This window comes from Azohydromonas lata NBRC 102462 (assembly GCF_001571085.1).
Taxonomy (GTDB): domain Bacteria; phylum Pseudomonadota; class Gammaproteobacteria; order Burkholderiales; family Burkholderiaceae_C; genus Azohydromonas; species Azohydromonas lata.
Genome location: NZ_BCTC01000130.1, coordinates 1 through 16,078 on the forward strand (window position 1 = coordinate 1; position 16,078 = coordinate 16,078).

At 64.4% G+C, this 16,078-nt stretch carries 10 protein-coding genes and 1 CRISPR repeat array; of the genes, 9 read left to right on the forward strand and 1 reads right to left on the reverse strand.

Translation table 11 applies throughout. The features are described from left to right. Positions 1 to 528 (reverse strand): AMP-binding protein (locus ALA01S_RS27025; RefSeq protein WP_157119314.1); only part of this gene is annotated, 528 nt, incomplete at its 3' end. Positions 529 to 813: 285 nt separating this feature from the next. Between ALA01S_RS27025 and ALA01S_RS27030 the strand changes: the two genes are divergently transcribed. The 9 genes from ALA01S_RS27030 to cas6f all read left to right on the forward strand — a co-directional run bounded on the left by ALA01S_RS27030 (position 814) and on the right by cas6f (position 10,160). Further along, a complete protein-coding gene (locus ALA01S_RS27030) occupies positions 814 to 1,116 on the forward strand; it encodes a helix-turn-helix domain-containing protein (RefSeq protein ID WP_066342382.1) in 303 nt (100 codons plus the stop codon). Positions 1,117 to 1,288: 172 nt separating this feature from the next. Then, on the forward strand, positions 1,289 to 1,588 hold the full coding sequence (locus tag ALA01S_RS27035) for a hypothetical protein (RefSeq protein ID WP_084267995.1): 300 nt from the start codon (positions 1,289 to 1,291) through the stop codon (positions 1,586 to 1,588). 161 nt (positions 1,589 to 1,749) lie between these two features. Further along, positions 1,750 to 2,760 (forward strand): type I-F CRISPR-associated endonuclease Cas1f, encoded by a 1,011-nt coding sequence (gene cas1f, locus ALA01S_RS27040; RefSeq protein WP_066342383.1) that lies wholly within the window; start codon positions 1,750 to 1,752, stop codon positions 2,758 to 2,760. Further along, positions 2,757 to 4,901, forward strand: a complete 2,145-nt coding sequence (cas3f, locus tag ALA01S_RS27045; protein ID WP_238455971.1) for a type I-F CRISPR-associated helicase Cas3f — start codon at positions 2,757 to 2,759, stop codon at positions 4,899 to 4,901. The genes cas1f and cas3f overlap by 4 nt, the downstream gene beginning before the upstream one ends. Before the next feature lie 17 nt (positions 4,902 to 4,918). Further along, entirely contained in the window at positions 4,919 to 6,043 is a 1,125-nt protein-coding gene (locus ALA01S_RS35515) for a hypothetical protein (RefSeq protein WP_373863013.1), read from the forward strand. Between the two features lie 140 nt (positions 6,044 to 6,183). Beyond that, positions 6,184 to 7,473, forward strand: a complete 1,290-nt coding sequence (gene csy1, locus ALA01S_RS32320; protein ID WP_084267996.1) for a type I-F CRISPR-associated protein Csy1 — start codon at positions 6,184 to 6,186, stop codon at positions 7,471 to 7,473. Further along, positions 7,466 to 8,512, forward strand: coding sequence for a type I-F CRISPR-associated protein Csy2 (gene csy2 / locus ALA01S_RS27055; RefSeq protein ID WP_066342385.1), 1,047 nt, complete (start codon positions 7,466 to 7,468; stop codon positions 8,510 to 8,512). Before csy1 ends, csy2 begins: the two co-directional genes overlap by 8 nt. A 30-nt stretch (positions 8,513 to 8,542) precedes the next feature. Then, positions 8,543 to 9,583: a type I-F CRISPR-associated protein Csy3 gene (gene csy3 / locus ALA01S_RS27060; protein ID WP_066342386.1), complete on the forward strand. Its 1,041-nt coding sequence runs from the start codon at positions 8,543 to 8,545 to the stop codon at positions 9,581 to 9,583. A gap of 10 nt (positions 9,584 to 9,593) precedes the next feature. Next, positions 9,594 to 10,160, forward strand: a complete 567-nt coding sequence (cas6f, locus tag ALA01S_RS27065) for a type I-F CRISPR-associated endoribonuclease Cas6/Csy4 (RefSeq protein WP_218011537.1) — start codon at positions 9,594 to 9,596, stop codon at positions 10,158 to 10,160. 150 nt (positions 10,161 to 10,310) lie between these two features. Beyond that, positions 10,311 to 16,046: direct repeats of the CRISPR family, unit length 28 nt; unit sequence GTTCACTGCCGAATAGGTAGCTGAGAAA. Positions 16,047 to 16,078: the final 32 nt, after the last annotated feature.

Below are 16,078 nucleotides of genomic sequence, written 5' to 3' on the forward strand. Positions count from 1 at the left end.
TGCGGCCGGGTCGCCGCCGGCCAGCAGTTCCTCGTAGGTGATCTCGCCCAGGCGCTGCCCCGGCGGGGCCAGCGCGTCCTCCACCTCCACCACCAGCGGGCGCGGGCCGCCCAGCAGCTCCAGCGCCTTGCCGATGACGGGAGCGAACTCGCGGTCGGTCAGCAGCACCTTGGCCTCGCCGTGCTGGAGCATGAAGGCGATGGACTCCGCATCCAGCCGCGTGTTGAGCGTGTTGAGCACCGCGCCCGCGGCCGGCACGCCGAAGTGCGCCTCAACCATCGCCGGCACGTTGGGCAGCATGGCCGCCACCGTGTCGCCGCGGCCCACGCCGCGCAACTGCAGCGCGCTGGCCAGGCGGCGGCAGCGCTCGAAGGTCTGGGCCCAGGTCTGGCGCAGCGCGCCATGCACCAGCGCAACGCGCTGCGGATACACGTGGGCCGAGCGCTCCAGCCAGCTCAGCGGCGACAGCGCCACGAAGTTGGCCGCGTTCTTGTCCAGTCCGGTGTCGTAGGGGTTCATGCGCGTCATCGCGTCGTCTCCTTGGGGTCAGCGGGCCCGTCTGCCGGGCCTGTACAGCCCGTCAAGCATCGCGCAGATGGCTGACGGCCGCCGCGCGGGAGTCAGTGTTTCTTGAAGGCAGATCAAAAAATCTATTTGCACAGAAATCTGTGAATAACACCCGAAACCGTGCCTTTGTTTTGACCGGTTATCCGTGCTTTCATGAATCGAGGGTTTGGAGAAATCAGGGGAGGGGCCGCGAGCGCTTTACAGCCTTGCACGGCCCGTGTTCGCCCATGGGAGGGGCACGAGAACATGGACAAGCGCTACACGCCGATGTCGTTGTCGCAGCAACGGGAAATGCGTCGCCAGGCCGTTGAGGACGTACTGGCGCACCCCGAGTGGAGCCTGCGCGACGCCGTACGGCATTTGAAGAAGACGTTGCGCCTGACCAGCTACGAGCTGGCGCGCATGGCGGGCCTGTCGGCGCGCACGCTGCAGGACATCGAGCAGGGCCGCAGCGACGGCACCGTGCAGACCATGAACCGCATCCTGGGCGTGCTGGACTTGAAGCTGGGCGTGGTGCGCAAGGAGCGCCCGGTGGACGAAGACGCCTGAGCCGCCGGCGCGGCCGGTGCAGTGGGCGCGGCCGGCGCGGCGGACGCTGCCGTGCGCGGGCCCGCCGCGCATGGGAGCCGTCCTACAGCGGTTGGCGGCAAGCGCCGACGGCGCACCGCCGCGGCGCGGGCTACCGTGGGGGCATCCATTGATTCGCATGAGGAGATCCGCCATGAAGACCCCGCACCGACTGCTGGCCATTGCCGCGCTGATCGCCCCGCTGGCGCTGCCCGGCGTGGTGCAGGCCAAGGGCTGCATCAAGGGCGCGGCCGTGGGCGGCGTGGCCGGCCACGTGGCCGGCGAGCACGGCGTGCTGGGCGCCGCCGCCGGCTGCGCCATAGGCCACCACCAGGCCGAGAAGAAGGAAAAGGAGAAGGAGCAGGCCCAACAGAGCCAGGGCAGCCACGACAAGGACGGCGACGCGCGCCAGACTTCGTCGCGGCAAGGCAGCGGGGATGACGAGCACAAGTAAGGCCGCCTGACGCGCCTGATGGCGGGCCGGCGCCGCCCGTCATCGGCTTCCCCGCGCCGGCGCCCTGCAGCCGCTGCGCCGAATCCGTTGAAACCTTGCGCAGGCTCACGTAGCGAGCCACCTGCGAGTCCATCATGCCGCCGCAAAGGGGGCAGACAAGAATGGATGACATCGCAGCGGGCGACCTGAAGACGATCCTGCATTCCAAGCGCGCCAACATCTATTACCTGGAGCACTGCCGCGTGCTCGTCAACGGTGGGCGCGTGGAGTACGTGACGGAAAAGGGCAAGCAGTCCCTGTACTGGAACATTCCCATCGCCAACACCACCACCGTGCTGCTGGGCACGGGCACCTCGGTGACGCAGGCGGCGGTGCGCGAGCTGGCCAAGGCCGGCGTGATGCTGGGCTTTTGCGGTGGCGGCGGCACGCCGCTGTTCGCCAGCACGGAAGTTGAGCAGGAGGTGGCCTGGCTGCCTGCGCAAAGCGAGTACCGGCCCACCGAGTACCTGCAGCGCTGGGTGCGTTTCTGGTTCGACGACCACTGGCGCCTGGCCGCCGCCAAGCTTTTCCAGCGCGCCCGCCTGGAGCGCGTGGCCCGGCACTGGACAGGCAGCCGCAACCTCAAGGACCAGGGTTTCAGCGTCGAGGCCGCCGTGCTGCAGCCGCTGCTGGACGCCTCGCTGTCGGCCATGGACGCCGCAGCCGACAACGCCTCGCTGCTCGCCGAGGAGGCGCGGCTGACCAAGCACCTCTACCGCCTGGCGGCGCAGGCCACGCGGCACGGCGAGTTCGTTCGCGCCAAGCGCGGCGAGGGGCAGGACGCCGCCAATGGCTTTCTGGACCACGGCAACTACCTCGCCTACGGCCTGGGCGCCACGGCTGCCTGGGTGCTGGGCCTGCCGCACGGGCTGGCCGTGCTGCACGGCAAGACGCGCAAGGGCGGCCTGGTGTTCGACGTGGCCGACCTGGTGAAGGACGCCGTCATCCTCCCGCAGGCCTTCGTCTCCGCCATGCGCGGCCACACCGAGCAGGAATTCCGCCAGGCCTGCATCGAGGCCCTCACGCGCAGCGGGGCGCTGGACTTCATGATCGACGTGCTCAAGGACACCGCACAGCGCGTGGCCCTGGCCGCCGAGAGCGCAGCCGCCGCGCAGCAGGGGGCCCGGGCATGAACGTCCTGCTCATCTCGCAGTGCGAGAAAAAGGCGCTCACCGAGACGCGCCGCATCCTGGACCAGTTCGCCGAGCGCCGCGGCGACCGCACCTGGCAGACCGCCATCACGCAGGAAGGGCTGGACACGCTGCGCCGCCTGCTGCGCAAGACCGCGCGCAAGAACACCGCCGTGGCCTGCCACTGGATACGCGGGCTGGACCACAGCGAGCTGCTGTGGACCGTGGGCGACGCGCGCTGCTTCAACGCCCAGGGCGCCGTGCCCACCAACACCACCAGCAGCAACGTGCTGCGCACCCAGGACGAGAACGACTGGCACAGCGGCGAGGACATAGACCTCCTGTCCGCCCTGGCCGCGCTGCTGCACGACCTGGGCAAGTCCTGCCTGGCGTTTCAAGAGCGGCTGAAAAACAAGTGGGAGGGCCGCAACGACTACCGCCACGAGTGGGTGTCGCTGCGCCTCTTCGAGGCCTTCGTCGGCGACGACGACGACGCCACCTGGCTCGCTCGCCTGTGCGGCCCCGACGCCGGCCGGCTCGATGCCTGGATCACCGAGCACTTCGAGAACGAGCTGCGCGACGGCCTGGTGCCTGAGCCCAAGCCGCCCTTCGCCAGCCTCGCGGGCCGGCCGCTGGCGCAGGCCGTGGGCTGGCTGGTCGTCACGCACCACCGCCTGCCGGTGATGCCCGGCAACGTGGATGCGGAAACCGGCAAGCGCCCCTGGCTGGGCGTCAAGCTCGACAACATCACCAGCCGCGAGCTGGCGAACGTGCTGGCCCAGATCCAGTCCACCTGGAACGAGCTGCCGCAAAGCGAAGAGCGCGGGCGCATCAAGGCGTATTGGACATTCCCGCAGGGCTTGCCCGTCACCACGCCGCACTGGCAGCGCCAGGCCGCGCGCATTGCCCGCCGGCTGCTGTGCCGGCTGCAGCACGCCGACCGCGGCGCGGGCTACGCGTGGCTGGCCGAGCCCTATGTCATGCACCTGGCGCGGCTGAGCCTGATGCTGGCCGACCACCATTACTCCAGCCTGGAAGGCAAGCACGCCGAGCGCGTGACCGTGCCGGCCGGCTGCTCGCTGCTGGCCAACACCTGCAGGGACGGCAGCCCCAATCAGACCCTGGACGAGCACCTCATCGGCGTGGCCAAGGCCAGCCGCGAGATTGCCCACGCCCTGCCGCGCTTCGCCCAGGCCTTGCCGCGTCTGGGCAAGTGCCGCGCGCTGCGCCAGCGCGCCAGTGATGAGCGCTTCCGCTGGCAGGACAAGGCCGCCGACCTCGCCGCCACGCTGCGCGAGCGCAGCCGCCGCCAGGGCGCCTTCATCGTCAACATGGCCTCCACCGGCTGCGGCAAGACGCTGGGCAACGCACGGGTGATGCACGCGCTGGCCGACCCCGTGCTGGGCCTGCGCTGCGCCTTCGCCATGGGGCTGCGCACCCTCACGCTGCAGACCGGCCGCGAGATGCGCGCCAAGCTCGGCCTGGGCGACGACGAGCTGGCCATACGCGTGGGTGGCGCCGCCAGCCGCGAGCTGTTCGAGCACTACGAGGCCAAGGCCGAGAAGACCGGCTCCGCCTCCCGGCAGGAGCTGCTGGACGAGGAAGCCGAAGTCGATTTCGAGGAAGGCCGCGACGGCGACCCGCTGCTGCGCCGCGTCTTCAAGGACCCCATGGCGCGCAGGCTGCTGGAGGCGCCGGTGCTGGTGTGCACCATCGACCACCTCACGCCCGCGACCGAGAGCCAGCGCGGCGGGCGCCAGATCGCCCCCATGCTGCGCCTGCTCAGCGGCGACCTGGTGCTGGACGAGCCCGACGATTTCGGCCTGGAGGATTTACCCGCCCTCACGCGGCTGGTGCACTGGGCGGGGCTGCTGGGCAGCCGCGTGCTGCTGTCCTCGGCGACGCTGCCGCCGTCGCTGGTGCAGGGCCTGTTCGAGGCCTACCGCCACGGCCGCGCGCACTTCAACCGCCACCGCGGCGACCGCCCAAGCACCGGCGCCGCGTGGAGCTGGTCGATCTTCCACTGGCCCAGGCCCGCAACGACAAGGCGCGGCACGAGGGCTTTGCGCAGGCGGTGCTCAAGTCCGCCTGCGAGCTGCACCGCCGCCACGCCGAAGTGGACCCGGCCAGCGGCAAGCGCGTGAGCTTTGGCCTGGTGCGCATGGCCAACATCGAGCCGCTGTACGAAGTGGCGCTGGCGCTGTACCGGTTGGGCGCGCCGCAGGGGCTGCGCATCCACCTGTGCGTGTACCACTCGCAGTTTCCGTTGCTGGTGCGCTCGGCCATAGAGCATCAGCTCGACACGGCGCTCAAGCGCCACGACCCGAAGAAGGCGTTCGCGCGGCCGGACGTGCGCGAGCGCATCGACCGGCACCCCGAGGCCGATCACCTCTTCATCGTGCTCGGCACCAGCGTGACCGAAGTCGGCCGGGACCACTCGTACTCCTGGGCCGTGGTGGAGCCCTCGTCGCTGCGCTCGCTCATCCAGTTGCTGGGCCGCGTGCGGCGCCACAGTCTGGAGCCCTGTGCCGTGCCCAACGTGCACGTGTTCAGGCACAACCTGCGGCACTTCGAGCGGCCGGGCCGCGCCGCTTTCTGCCGGCCGGGCTACGAGCGGGACGAAGGCCTGTTCCACCTGGACAGCCACGACCTGCGCCCGCTGCTGGACGGCTTGGACGTGGAGTGCCTGGACGCCTGCCCGCGCATTGCCGAAGCGCCGCCGCCGCTCAAGCCGCAGCAGCGGCTGGCCGACCTGGAGCACGCGCGCACGGCCGCCGAGGTGCTGCGCGCCGAACCAGCGGCCGCGGCGCCGGCTGGCCGGCGGGTGCGGGCTTCGGCGCAGTCGGTGCATCGCCGGCTCAACGCCGCGAGCTGGTGGAGCGAAGCGCCGCAGGACGCGCTCACCACCGCCTTGCTGCCGCAGCAGCAGCGCTTTCGCGACGACAGCGACGCGCCGGAAGTGGAGCTGCGCCTGCTGCCCAACGAGGACGGCGACAACTGTGAGCTGGTGGAAATGGTCGATGAGCGCAAGCGCCAGGGCCGCGAGCAGCCCTGGCTGGAGGTGGACCGCGCTCATCACAAGCGCGTGCCGGACGAAGAGGTGCAGGGCCCCGGCATCGCGCCCTGGGGCGTGACGGACTACCTGGAGGAGCTGCAGCGGCTGGCGCAGGAGCGGGGCCTGAGCCTCTTCAAATGCGCTCTGCGCTTCGGCGAGGTCACCGTGCCGAGGAACGCCCAGGGCTGGAGGTTTCATCCAGCCCTGGGGTTTGCGAAGGCTCATGTTTGATAGAGCCGAGGGACTCAACAATCACTCGCTGAGGACGAAACTATCTGAACAGTTGACTGGGCTTTACCTCCAGTGCTTCGAGAAGTTGCGGCGAAGCACAACTTCCGCGGCTTTGCGCCGCTTCTTGATGAACTGGAACCATGCCAACGCCAAACCGAGCGCGTCAGGCAGAGCTGGCTTCGCTCGTCTCAGCCTTTCTGGCCGAGCGACTGAGCGACAAGCTCGAAAAACTGTCTGACAACGATCCCAAGCGTGCCGAGCTGCGCCAGCAGTACCAGCCCGGCACCTGGCTCCCCGACGCGGCGCGGCGCGTCTTGCAACTGCAAGCGGTGACGCATTCGCTTAAGCCGATGCATCCGGACGCAAGGGGAACGAATCTGCTGGTTCGTCCTTCGTCGTTACCTTCTATCCCTTTCGCTGGAAGTCATTGCTTACCAGACAACTGTGAGCTGGACGTGGTGGGCAATGCAGGTTCACTCGACGTCTACAAGTTCCTGAAGTTGGAGTGCGATGGGAAAACGCTTCTGCAGTTGGCGCAGGAACGGGATGCAGATTTTTCGGCTGTCCTGTCTGACGACCAAAACGCGGCGGAATCCCTGATTTCTGCTTTTGCCAGTCTTGGTGAGCCGCGGGGACGCACGGCCAGTCATACAACGGCCAAACAGATTTATTGGCTCATCGGCGATGACCCATTTAGCGATGCCTCTTTTCATTTGCTGGCGCCGCTATACCCAACTTCGCTGGTTCATCACCTGTACTTGCAGCTCGAGCAAGACCGTTTTGGTGAAGCAGCGAAAGTTGCAAGGGCAGCGCGTCGCGAACGGCGCTTTGTGGAGCAGCCGATACACGACTACCCCGATTTGGCAATTCGAAAACTTGGTGGAACCAAACCGCAAGTAATCGGGCAACTCAATACCGAGCACCGCGGCAACAGTCCGCTCCTCGCCTCGCTGCCCCCCACCTGGCACAGCGAGCCCGTGCGCCCGCTGCTGCGCGTGGCCACGCTGTTCAAGGTGTTCGGCTACCGCGATCAGGTGCGCCGCCTCGTGCCGCTGCTGCGCGGCTACCTGGAAACCGACCCGGCCCGCGTCGTCGAAACGCGCCAGCACCGCGCCAAGCTCGTGAACGCCCTGGTGGAGGAGTTCATCCACTTCACCGCCGAGCTGCGCGACCTGGCCGAGGGCTGGAGCCAGGACGCCGACTGCCGCCTCAGCGATGCCGAGCGGTGCTGGCTGGACCCGCTGGGCGTGCCGCAAGAGGAACGCCTGTTCACGGACGACGTGTCCGGGCGCATCGCCGCCGGCTTCGCCAACTGGCTCAACGAGCAACTGCGCGTAAAGCTCGACTTCGCCGACCCGGAGTTCAAGGAATGGCGCGACACCGTGCTGGAGGAAATACGCGCCTACGACCTGGAGGTGTCCTATGAGTGAGCACGACTTGCCCACCGCCGACGACTGGCGCCGCGCCGTGCTGTTGCTGCCGCGGCTGCGCATACAGAACGCCAACGCCATCTCCAGCCCGCTGACCTGGGGCTTCCCGGCCATGACCGCCTTTCTCGGTGCCATGACCGCGCTGGCCCGGCGCCTGGGCCGGGATGCCGGCGTGCGCTTCGAGGGCATCGGCGTGGTCTGCCACGGCTTCGACCCCCAGGTCACCACCGGTGGCTTCACGCGCAGCTTCCGGCTCACGCGCAATCCCATCAAGGCCGACGGCGGCACCGCGGCCATCGTGGAAGAAGGCCGCGCCCACCTGGATGTGACGCTGGTGTTCGACGTGGACATCGCCGGCCCCGCCGCGTTGCAGGACGCCGCAGCCGAACGCAAGGCGCTGGCCGAGCGCATCGCCCACACCGTGCAGGGCATGCGCATCGCCGGCGGCAGCGTCATGCCGGCCCTGCCTGGCGGACGCCGCGCCGCGCCGCCGCTGCTGGACCTGCTGGCCGAGGAAGGGTCGGAGGAGGCCGGTAAACAGTTCCGCCGCCTCATGCGCCGCTGCCTGCCCGGCTTTGCCCTCGTCTCTCGCGACGACCTGCTGGCCGCACGGCTGCAGGCACTGCGCCAAGCCGACGTGGACGCCACGCCGCTGGACGCCTGGCTGGACCTCTCCCGCCTCACCACCCGTGCCGTCGTGGACAAGCGCACGCGCCCGGACGGCAGCGAGCAGGAGCACGTCGAGTGGCGCAACGACAGCCGCGAAGGCTGGCTGGTGCCCATTCCCGTTGGCTTCGCGGCCCTGTCGGCCTTGCATCCGGCCGGCACCGTGGCCGGTGCGCGCGACGCCGCCACGCCCGTGCGCTTCGTCGAAGGCGTGTACGGCATGGGCCAGTGGATCAGCCCGCACCGCCTCAACCGCTTTGAAGACCTGTTCTGGTACGTCCCCGCCCACGAGGACTCGCCGGACCTCTACCGCTGTTCTAACGGCTACGCGCCGCCTTCCTCCCCTGCAGTTCCCGCCCAAGAAGTTCTCTGAAAACCCCGATTTCGTTAGGAACCTTTGACCATGGCCACCAAGACCGCTGACGCCGAGCTCAAGACCGCCTCCGTCCTCGCCTTCGAACGCAAGCTCGACCCCTCGGACGCCCTCTTCAGCGCCGGCCGCTGGGAGTCGCGCGACGCTGCCAAAGCCTGGGCACCCGTGCCGGTGCGCGAGAAGTCCGTGCGCGGCACGATTTCCAACCGCCTGAAGACCAAGGACCAGGACCCGGCCAAGCTCGACGCCCAGATCGAGAAGCCCAACCTGCAGACCGTGGACGTCGCCACGCTGCCCGCCGACTGCGACACGCTGCGCGTGGCTTTCACGCTGCGCGTGCTGCAGGGGGCGGGCACGCCCTCCGCCTGCAACAACGCCGCTTACCAAGCCAAGCTGCGCCAGACCGTGGCCGGCTACGTGCAGGCCCACGGCTTCGCGGAGCTGGCGCGGCGCTACGCCTTCAACCTCGCCAACGGCCGCTTCCTGTGGCGCAACCGCACCGGCGCCGAGCAGGTGGATGTGCGCGTGGAGCATCTGGTGGAAGGCGTGGCCGCGCGGCGCTGGAGCTTTGACGCGCTGGCGCTGTCTCTGCGCCACTTCGATGCGCCGGGCGAGGTCGCGCCTGCGCTGGAGGAGGTGGCGCAGCTCATCGCCAAGGGCTTGTCCGGCGACAGCCACGTGCTGCTGGGCATCACTGCCTTCGTGCGCGTGGGGGCGGGGCAGGAGGTGTTCCCTTCGCAGGAGCTGATCCTGGACCGCGACAACAGCAAGAAGAGCAAGACGCTCTACACCGTGGGCGACGTGGCGGGCGTGCATTCGCAGAAGGTCGGCAACGCGCTGCGCACCATAGACACCTGGCACCCCGAGGCTGAGCTGCTGGGCCCCATCGCCGTGGAGCCCTACGGCTCTGTGACGACGCTGGGCAAGGCCTGCCGCCAGCCGCAGAAGAAGCTGGACTTCTACAACCTGCTCGACGCCTGGGTGCTCAAGGACAAGGCGCCGGACGTGCCGCAGCAGCATTTCGTGATGGCCACGCTCATCCGCGGCGGCGTCTTTGGCGATGCGGAGTGAGGGCGGCGCGATGCTGCTGCACCACATCGACATCCAGCTCCTGCCGGACCCGGAGTTCCCGCCGCATCAGCTCATGGCCGCGCTTTACGCCAAGCTGCACCGCGCGCTGTCGCAGGGTAGGCACACGGCAGTCGCGGTGAGCTTTCCCGGGTACGACGAGCGCGCGCCGACGCTGGGCGAGCGGCTGCGCCTGCTGGGCCCGGAAGGCGAGTTGTCGCGGCTGATGGAGCAAAGCTGGCTCAAGGGCATGCGCGACCACTGCGCGGTGGCGGCCATGGCCGCCGTGCCGTCCGGCGCAGGCCACCGCACGCTGCGCCGGGTGCAGGCGCACAGCAACCCGGCGCGGCTGCGCCGGCGGCTGATGAAGCGCCACGGTCTGGACGAGGCGCAGGCGCTGCAGCGCATACCGGACAGTGTGGCCGAGCAACTGCGGCTGCCGTTCGTGACGCTCAGCAGCGCGAGCACGGGCCAAAGCTTCCGGCTGTTTCTGCGCCAGGGCCCGCTGCAGTCCGAAGCGCAGGCCGGCAGCTTCAATGCCTATGGCCTCAGCACCACGGCCACCGTGCCGCATTTCTGACCCGGCCCACCCTTTTTTGACCCTTTTTTCCAAGGCGCGCGCAAGTGCTTGATCCATCAGGCACTTGCGCGCCGCTGCGCCAAAAGGGTCCGACGGGCTGAAAAGGCGGAAAGCTCTTTAACAACAAGCACTTAGAATGGAAGGCGGCTTGTTCACTGCCGAATAGGTAGCTGAGAAAACCGTCGTGATCCATCTGCAACTGCAGAAAGAGTTCACTGCCGAATAGGTAGCTGAGAAAACCACGCGCGCATTGATGACGCGGCCGGCCTCGTTCACTGCCGAATAGGTAGCTGAGAAAACTACAACGGCATCCTGTTCAACTGCGTGTCCGTTCACTGCCGAATAGGTAGCTGAGAAACTTTGCGTTCGCGGTTGCGCCGGGGTCGACGAGTTCACTGCCGAATAGGTAGCTGAGAAAACCAGCGGACTGCAGAACCGCCAGCTTTGCGCGTTCACTGCCGAATAGGTAGCTGAGAAAACCTGCTCAAGCCGTTCGCGCGCTGCGCCGCGGTTCACTGCCGAATAGGTAGCTGAGAAAAGCGAAACTGGATGACGTTCGGCGATGGGAATGTTCACTGCCGAATAGGTAGCTGAGAAAACGCTGAGCGCGCCGAGCATCCCGCCGTCGGCGTTCACTGCCGAATAGGTAGCTGAGAAAAAGATAACGGCATCACGTCGTGGTGTCTGCGCGTTCACTGCCGAATAGGTAGCTGAGAAATGCAGCCGAGGATTTCTGAAGCCAGGCTGTCCGTTCACTGCCGAATAGGTAGCTGAGAAAAGCACGGGGGGATTGGCCGGCTGCTCCAGGGCGTTCACTGCCGAATAGGTAGCTGAGAAAAAAGCGAGCCGCTGGCCAAGCCGGTCGTCGCAGTTCACTGCCGAATAGGTAGCTGAGAAAAACTCCACATAGTTCGGGTCTGGCTCAGTTGCGTTCACTGCCGAATAGGTAGCTGAGAAATCGGTTCTCGCGCTCCATCTGCGTGAACAGCTGTTCACTGCCGAATAGGTAGCTGAGAAAACCGCCGCGATGGAGGCCGCCGAGCAGCTCACGTTCACTGCCGAATAGGTAGCTGAGAAATCAATCCATGTTCCTATAACAGTGCCCAATACGTTCACTGCCGAATAGGTAGCTGAGAAAAGCAGGTCAAGCTGGGCCACGGTGCCCGCCTCGTTCACTGCCGAATAGGTAGCTGAGAAATGGCTGTACGTGGTCGGCGTTCCGCGCGAGGCGTTCACTGCCGAATAGGTAGCTGAGAAAAGTTCGTCACGAAAGACCCGGACGCCGCGCGCGTTCACTGCCGAATAGGTAGCTGAGAAACTGGCCGGCGCCGCTCCAGCAGCGGCGCAGCCGTTCACTGCCGAATAGGTAGCTGAGAAAATGGCGTGCTCTGCGTCAGTCCAGGATGCGCTGTTCACTGCCGAATAGGTAGCTGAGAAAACGGCGGCGCAGCCCGCCCGCTCTCTCACGGAGTTCACTGCCGAATAGGTAGCTGAGAAAAGTTGGGCAGCAGGTCCTGTCCCTCCAGGTGGGTTCACTGCCGAATAGGTAGCTGAGAAATGGCGGCGGCCGGCGTAAGGGCCGCGCGCTCCGTTCACTGCCGAATAGGTAGCTGAGAAAAATCGCGGCGTGGCTCTACACGGTGGACGGCGGTTCACTGCCGAATAGGTAGCTGAGAAAATGCGGGCCATGCGGCAGCGCCGCGCCGCAATGTTCACTGCCGAATAGGTAGCTGAGAAATGGCTGAGCGCGGCGGCCTGAGTCCGCGGGAGGTTCACTGCCGAATAGGTAGCTGAGAAAAGCGACCTTTGCCACGCGCTTCAGGCGCGCCAGTTCACTGCCGAATAGGTAGCTGAGAAAACCGATTACTGCCGTTCTCTGACAACAGGAACGTTCACTGCCGAATAGGTAGCTGAGAAAATCTGCTCGTAGTAGGCGCGCGCCTCCTGCGCGTTCACTGCCGAATAGGTAGCTGAGAAAAACCCGCCGGACCGGCCGGCGCCGCGATGACGGTTCACTGCCGAATAGGTAGCTGAGAAAACCCATGCCATGCCGTCCAGCTCGCGCATCACGTTCACTGCCGAATAGGTAGCTGAGAAATTTCGAAAGCGTGCTTGAGCAGGCGGATCGTGGTTCACTGCCGAATAGGTAGCTGAGAAATTGCTGCGCGACGCGCGCAGCCTCGTGCGCGAGTTCACTGCCGAATAGGTAGCTGAGAAAAGCACGGCAGCGGCTGCCTTCGTTTGCGGAACGTTCACTGCCGAATAGGTAGCTGAGAAACTTGCCCTCGCCGGGGAAGCCGGCCCGGTAGTGTTCACTGCCGAATAGGTAGCTGAGAAATCGGTGGACAGCGCACGCACGCGCAGTTCGGCGTTCACTGCCGAATAGGTAGCTGAGAAACGGACACGGAAGTGCAGCGCGAGGACACGATGGTTCACTGCCGAATAGGTAGCTGAGAAATCCAGCGCCTTGATGGCGTCGGCGGCCGGCATGTTCACTGCCGAATAGGTAGCTGAGAAAATGGGGCCGCGCGGTGTGCTGTTCATGGCCAGGTTCACTGCCGAATAGGTAGCTGAGAAAATCGCATACCCTTCGGAGCGCCAGAGCACGCGGGTCACTGCCGAATAGGTAGCTGAGAAAACGGTGCGCTTGGCCGCAGCCTTCTTCATCTCGTTCACTGCCGAATAGGTAGCTGAGAAACTGGAAGAGCTGGGCGGGGCCTCCCTGGAGCGCGTTCACTGCCGAATAGGTAGCTGAGAAAAACATCGGCGCGCTGCTGAAGGAGTACGCGGCGTTCACTGCCGAATAGGTAGCTGAGAAATGGGTGGATGCCCTGGCCGGTGCCGGCCCGGCGTTCACTGCCGAATAGGTAGCTGAGAAATTTCAGCGCATTACGCATGCGGATTTGAGGCTGTTCACTGCCGAATAGGTAGCTGAGAAATGTTCGATGGCGCCACGGTCAAGGTGAAAACCGTTCACTGCCGAATAGGTAGCTGAGAAAATGTAAAAGGGGCGGCCGTTGGCTTTGCCGGTGTTCACTGCCGAATAGGTAGCTGAGAAATACGCCACGCGCGACCCGCAAGCCATCGCGGCGTTCACTGCCGAATAGGTAGCTGAGAAAGCTCGAAAATGATCTGGTCATACGTCGGCGAATGTTCACTGCCGAATAGGTAGCTGAGAAATGTCGAACGACGGCTTCAACGCGATCCTCAACGTTCACTGCCGAATAGGTAGCTGAGAAAAGCTGCGCATCGACGGCACGACCATCATCGAAGTTCACTGCCGAATAGGTAGCTGAGAAAGCCGTCGCGCTGTGGTTGTGGCTGCCGCTGCTGTTCACTGCCGAATAGGTAGCTGAGAAAGAGTACGCCAGCGGGGGCACGTATGCCACGCTGTTCACTGCCGAATAGGTAGCTGAGAAAACTGCTGCGGCCTGCGCGAGCACCGGCACCGCGTTCACTGCCGAATAGGTAGCTGAGAAATAGGCGTAGGCAGCCTACGGCTACCGCTACAGGTTCACTGCCGAATAGGTAGCTGAGAAAAGGCAACGTTTCCGGCCCGGTCCTCGAAGTAAGTTCACTGCCGAATAGGTAGCTGAGAAAATATCCGCAAGCTGCTGAACACCACGCAGGGTTGTTCACTGCCGAATAGGTAGCTGAGAAATTCTCGCGCAGCAGGGCCAGCAGCCGCTCCTTGTTCACTGCCGAATAGGTAGCTGAGAAAACGCGCAGCCACTTTGGCGGCGCGCGACGAAATGTTCACTGCCGAATAGGTAGCTGAGAAACTCGCGGGCGGCTGCGGTTGTTGCAGGGGCAACGTTCACTGCCGAATAGGTAGCTGAGAAATTCAGCGCGCTAAACCCGTCGTACATAACGCGGTTCACTGCCGAATAGGTAGCTGAGAAAAAAGCTCAATCCGCAGTCGGCGCGCAGCCAAGGTTCACTGCCGAATAGGTAGCTGAGAAACCCGGTAAAAGGGACCTCCGATTAGCCGGCATGTTCACTGCCGAATAGGTAGCTGAGAAAAAGTACGCGCGCGTCTGCACCTGCGCGGCTTCGTTCACTGCCGAATAGGTAGCTGAGAAATGGGGACTGCAGCTAAATGGCTGTGCTCACTCGTTCACTGCCGAATAGGTAGCTGAGAAAAACCGGCACCGGCAGCAACAATAGTGGATTCGGTTCACTGCCGAATAGGTAGCTGAGAAAACGGCGTTGGTCTGTTCCGAGATGGCGGTGAGGTTCACTGCCGAATAGGTAGCTGAGAAACATACAGAGGGCTAATTTGAATATCGCAGAACGTTCACTGCCGAATAGGTAGCTGAGAAATTCACGTCCACCGTGAAGCCGTGGAAGTGCTGGTTCACTGCCGAATAGGTAGCTGAGAAATCAGGCGCGATGCCGCAGGCGGCCATGAGGCCGTTCACTGCCGAATAGGTAGCTGAGAAATGTCCACGCCCATCCTGCAGATCCCGCCCACCGTTCACTGCCGAATAGGTAGCTGAGAAAGGCCTTGCCGATGTAGACGGCTTCCTCGCCGTGTTCACTGCCGAATAGGTAGCTGAGAAACTGACGTGGTTTTCGGCGACCGCCGCACCGAGGTTCACTGCCGAATAGGTAGCTGAGAAACTGGTGCGGCCGGTTCCGCATGTCCACGGACAGTTCACTGCCGAATAGGTAGCTGAGAAATGTGGCGCCGCGCTGGTGGTCCTCAATGACCTGTTCACTGCCGAATAGGTAGCTGAGAAATTGTGCTGTGGCTTGCGGTTTGTGAATCCGGCGTTCACTGCCGAATAGGTAGCTGAGAAAAGCCGGGTTGTTTTGTTAATGCTCCAGCGACGGTTCACTGCCGAATAGGTAGCTGAGAAAAACACACCGAAGAACCTAAAACATGACCAACTGTTCACTGCCGAATAGGTAGCTGAGAAATCCCTTGATTCTCATGGTCAATACACCCGACCGTTCACTGCCGAATAGGTAGCTGAGAAAAGAGCAGCCGGCCACGGCGCGATTCACAAAGAGTTCACTGCCGAATAGGTAGCTGAGAAAATCCACTTCTGACACCAAGACGCAGGGAACCACGTTCACTGCCGAATAGGTAGCTGAGAAATTCATCTCGGCCAGGAAGGCCCGGTATTCGTCGTTCACTGCCGAATAGGTAGCTGAGAAAATCGCGGCGGCGTAAACGGCGAGCGGCGTGCCGTTCACTGCCGAATAGGTAGCTGAGAAATTCGCGGCGGACCTGCGACGGCGCCACGCGCCGTTCACTGCCGAATAGGTAGCTGAGAAAACCGTTGTACGCCGATTCATCCGCGGTCGTCGTGTTCACTGCCGAATAGGTAGCTGAGAAAACGATTGCTGACCGGCTGGTGCGCCAAGTTTCGTTCACTGCCGAATAGGTAGCTGAGAAAGCGCTGGAGGCGGTGCGCACCGGCACTGCGCTGTTCACTGCCGAATAGGTAGCTGAGAAAATTGAACGGCGCAACCCACTTCGCAGCCTCCAGTTCACTGCCGAATAGGTAGCTGAGAAATCGCGCTCGTAGAAGCCTTTGCCCTGGAAGTCGTTCACTGCCGAATAGGTAGCTGAGAAATGATCCGGTGGAGCCGTTCCAGCTACGCATACCGTTCACTGCCGAATAGGTAGCTGAGAAAACGGACCCTGACGAGTGGGAGGCGCCAACGGCGTTCACTGCCGAATAGGTAGCTGAGAAAAAGCCGGGCTATCATGGGAAGCTGCGCGCTGCGTTCACTGCCGAATAGGTAGCTGAGAAAACACAGCGCCGGCCGAAACAGTGAACACCTGGGTTCACTGCCGAATAGGTAGCTGAGAAATGCAGGGTCACCAGGATGAACGCGCCGCTCACGTTCACTGCCGAATAGGTAGCTGAGAAACTTCCGCGCTCGTCGGCGGGTTGAAGGTCATC

Bases quoted from the DNA above. Each gene is read 5' to 3' on its own strand.
- csy3 (WP_066342386.1), top strand. From the start codon at position 8,543: ATGGCCACCAAGACCGCTGACGCCGAGCTCAAGACCGCCTCCGTCCTC.
- cas6f (WP_218011537.1), top strand. From the start codon at position 9,594: ATGCTGCTGCACCACATCGACATCCAGCTCCTGCCGGACCCGGAGTTC.
- cas3f (WP_238455971.1), top strand. From the start codon at position 2,757: ATGAACGTCCTGCTCATCTCGCAGTGCGAGAAAAAGGCGCTCACCGAG.
- csy2 (WP_066342385.1), top strand. From the start codon at position 7,466: ATGAGTGAGCACGACTTGCCCACCGCCGACGACTGGCGCCGCGCCGTG.
- ALA01S_RS27030 (WP_066342382.1), top strand. From the start codon at position 814: ATGGACAAGCGCTACACGCCGATGTCGTTGTCGCAGCAACGGGAAATG.
- csy1 (WP_084267996.1), top strand. From the start codon at position 6,184: ATGCCAACGCCAAACCGAGCGCGTCAGGCAGAGCTGGCTTCGCTCGTC.
- ALA01S_RS27035 (WP_084267995.1), top strand. From the start codon at position 1,289: ATGAAGACCCCGCACCGACTGCTGGCCATTGCCGCGCTGATCGCCCCG.
- cas1f (WP_066342383.1), top strand. From the start codon at position 1,750: ATGGATGACATCGCAGCGGGCGACCTGAAGACGATCCTGCATTCCAAG.
- ALA01S_RS35515 (WP_373863013.1), top strand. From the start codon at position 4,919: ATGGCCAACATCGAGCCGCTGTACGAAGTGGCGCTGGCGCTGTACCGG.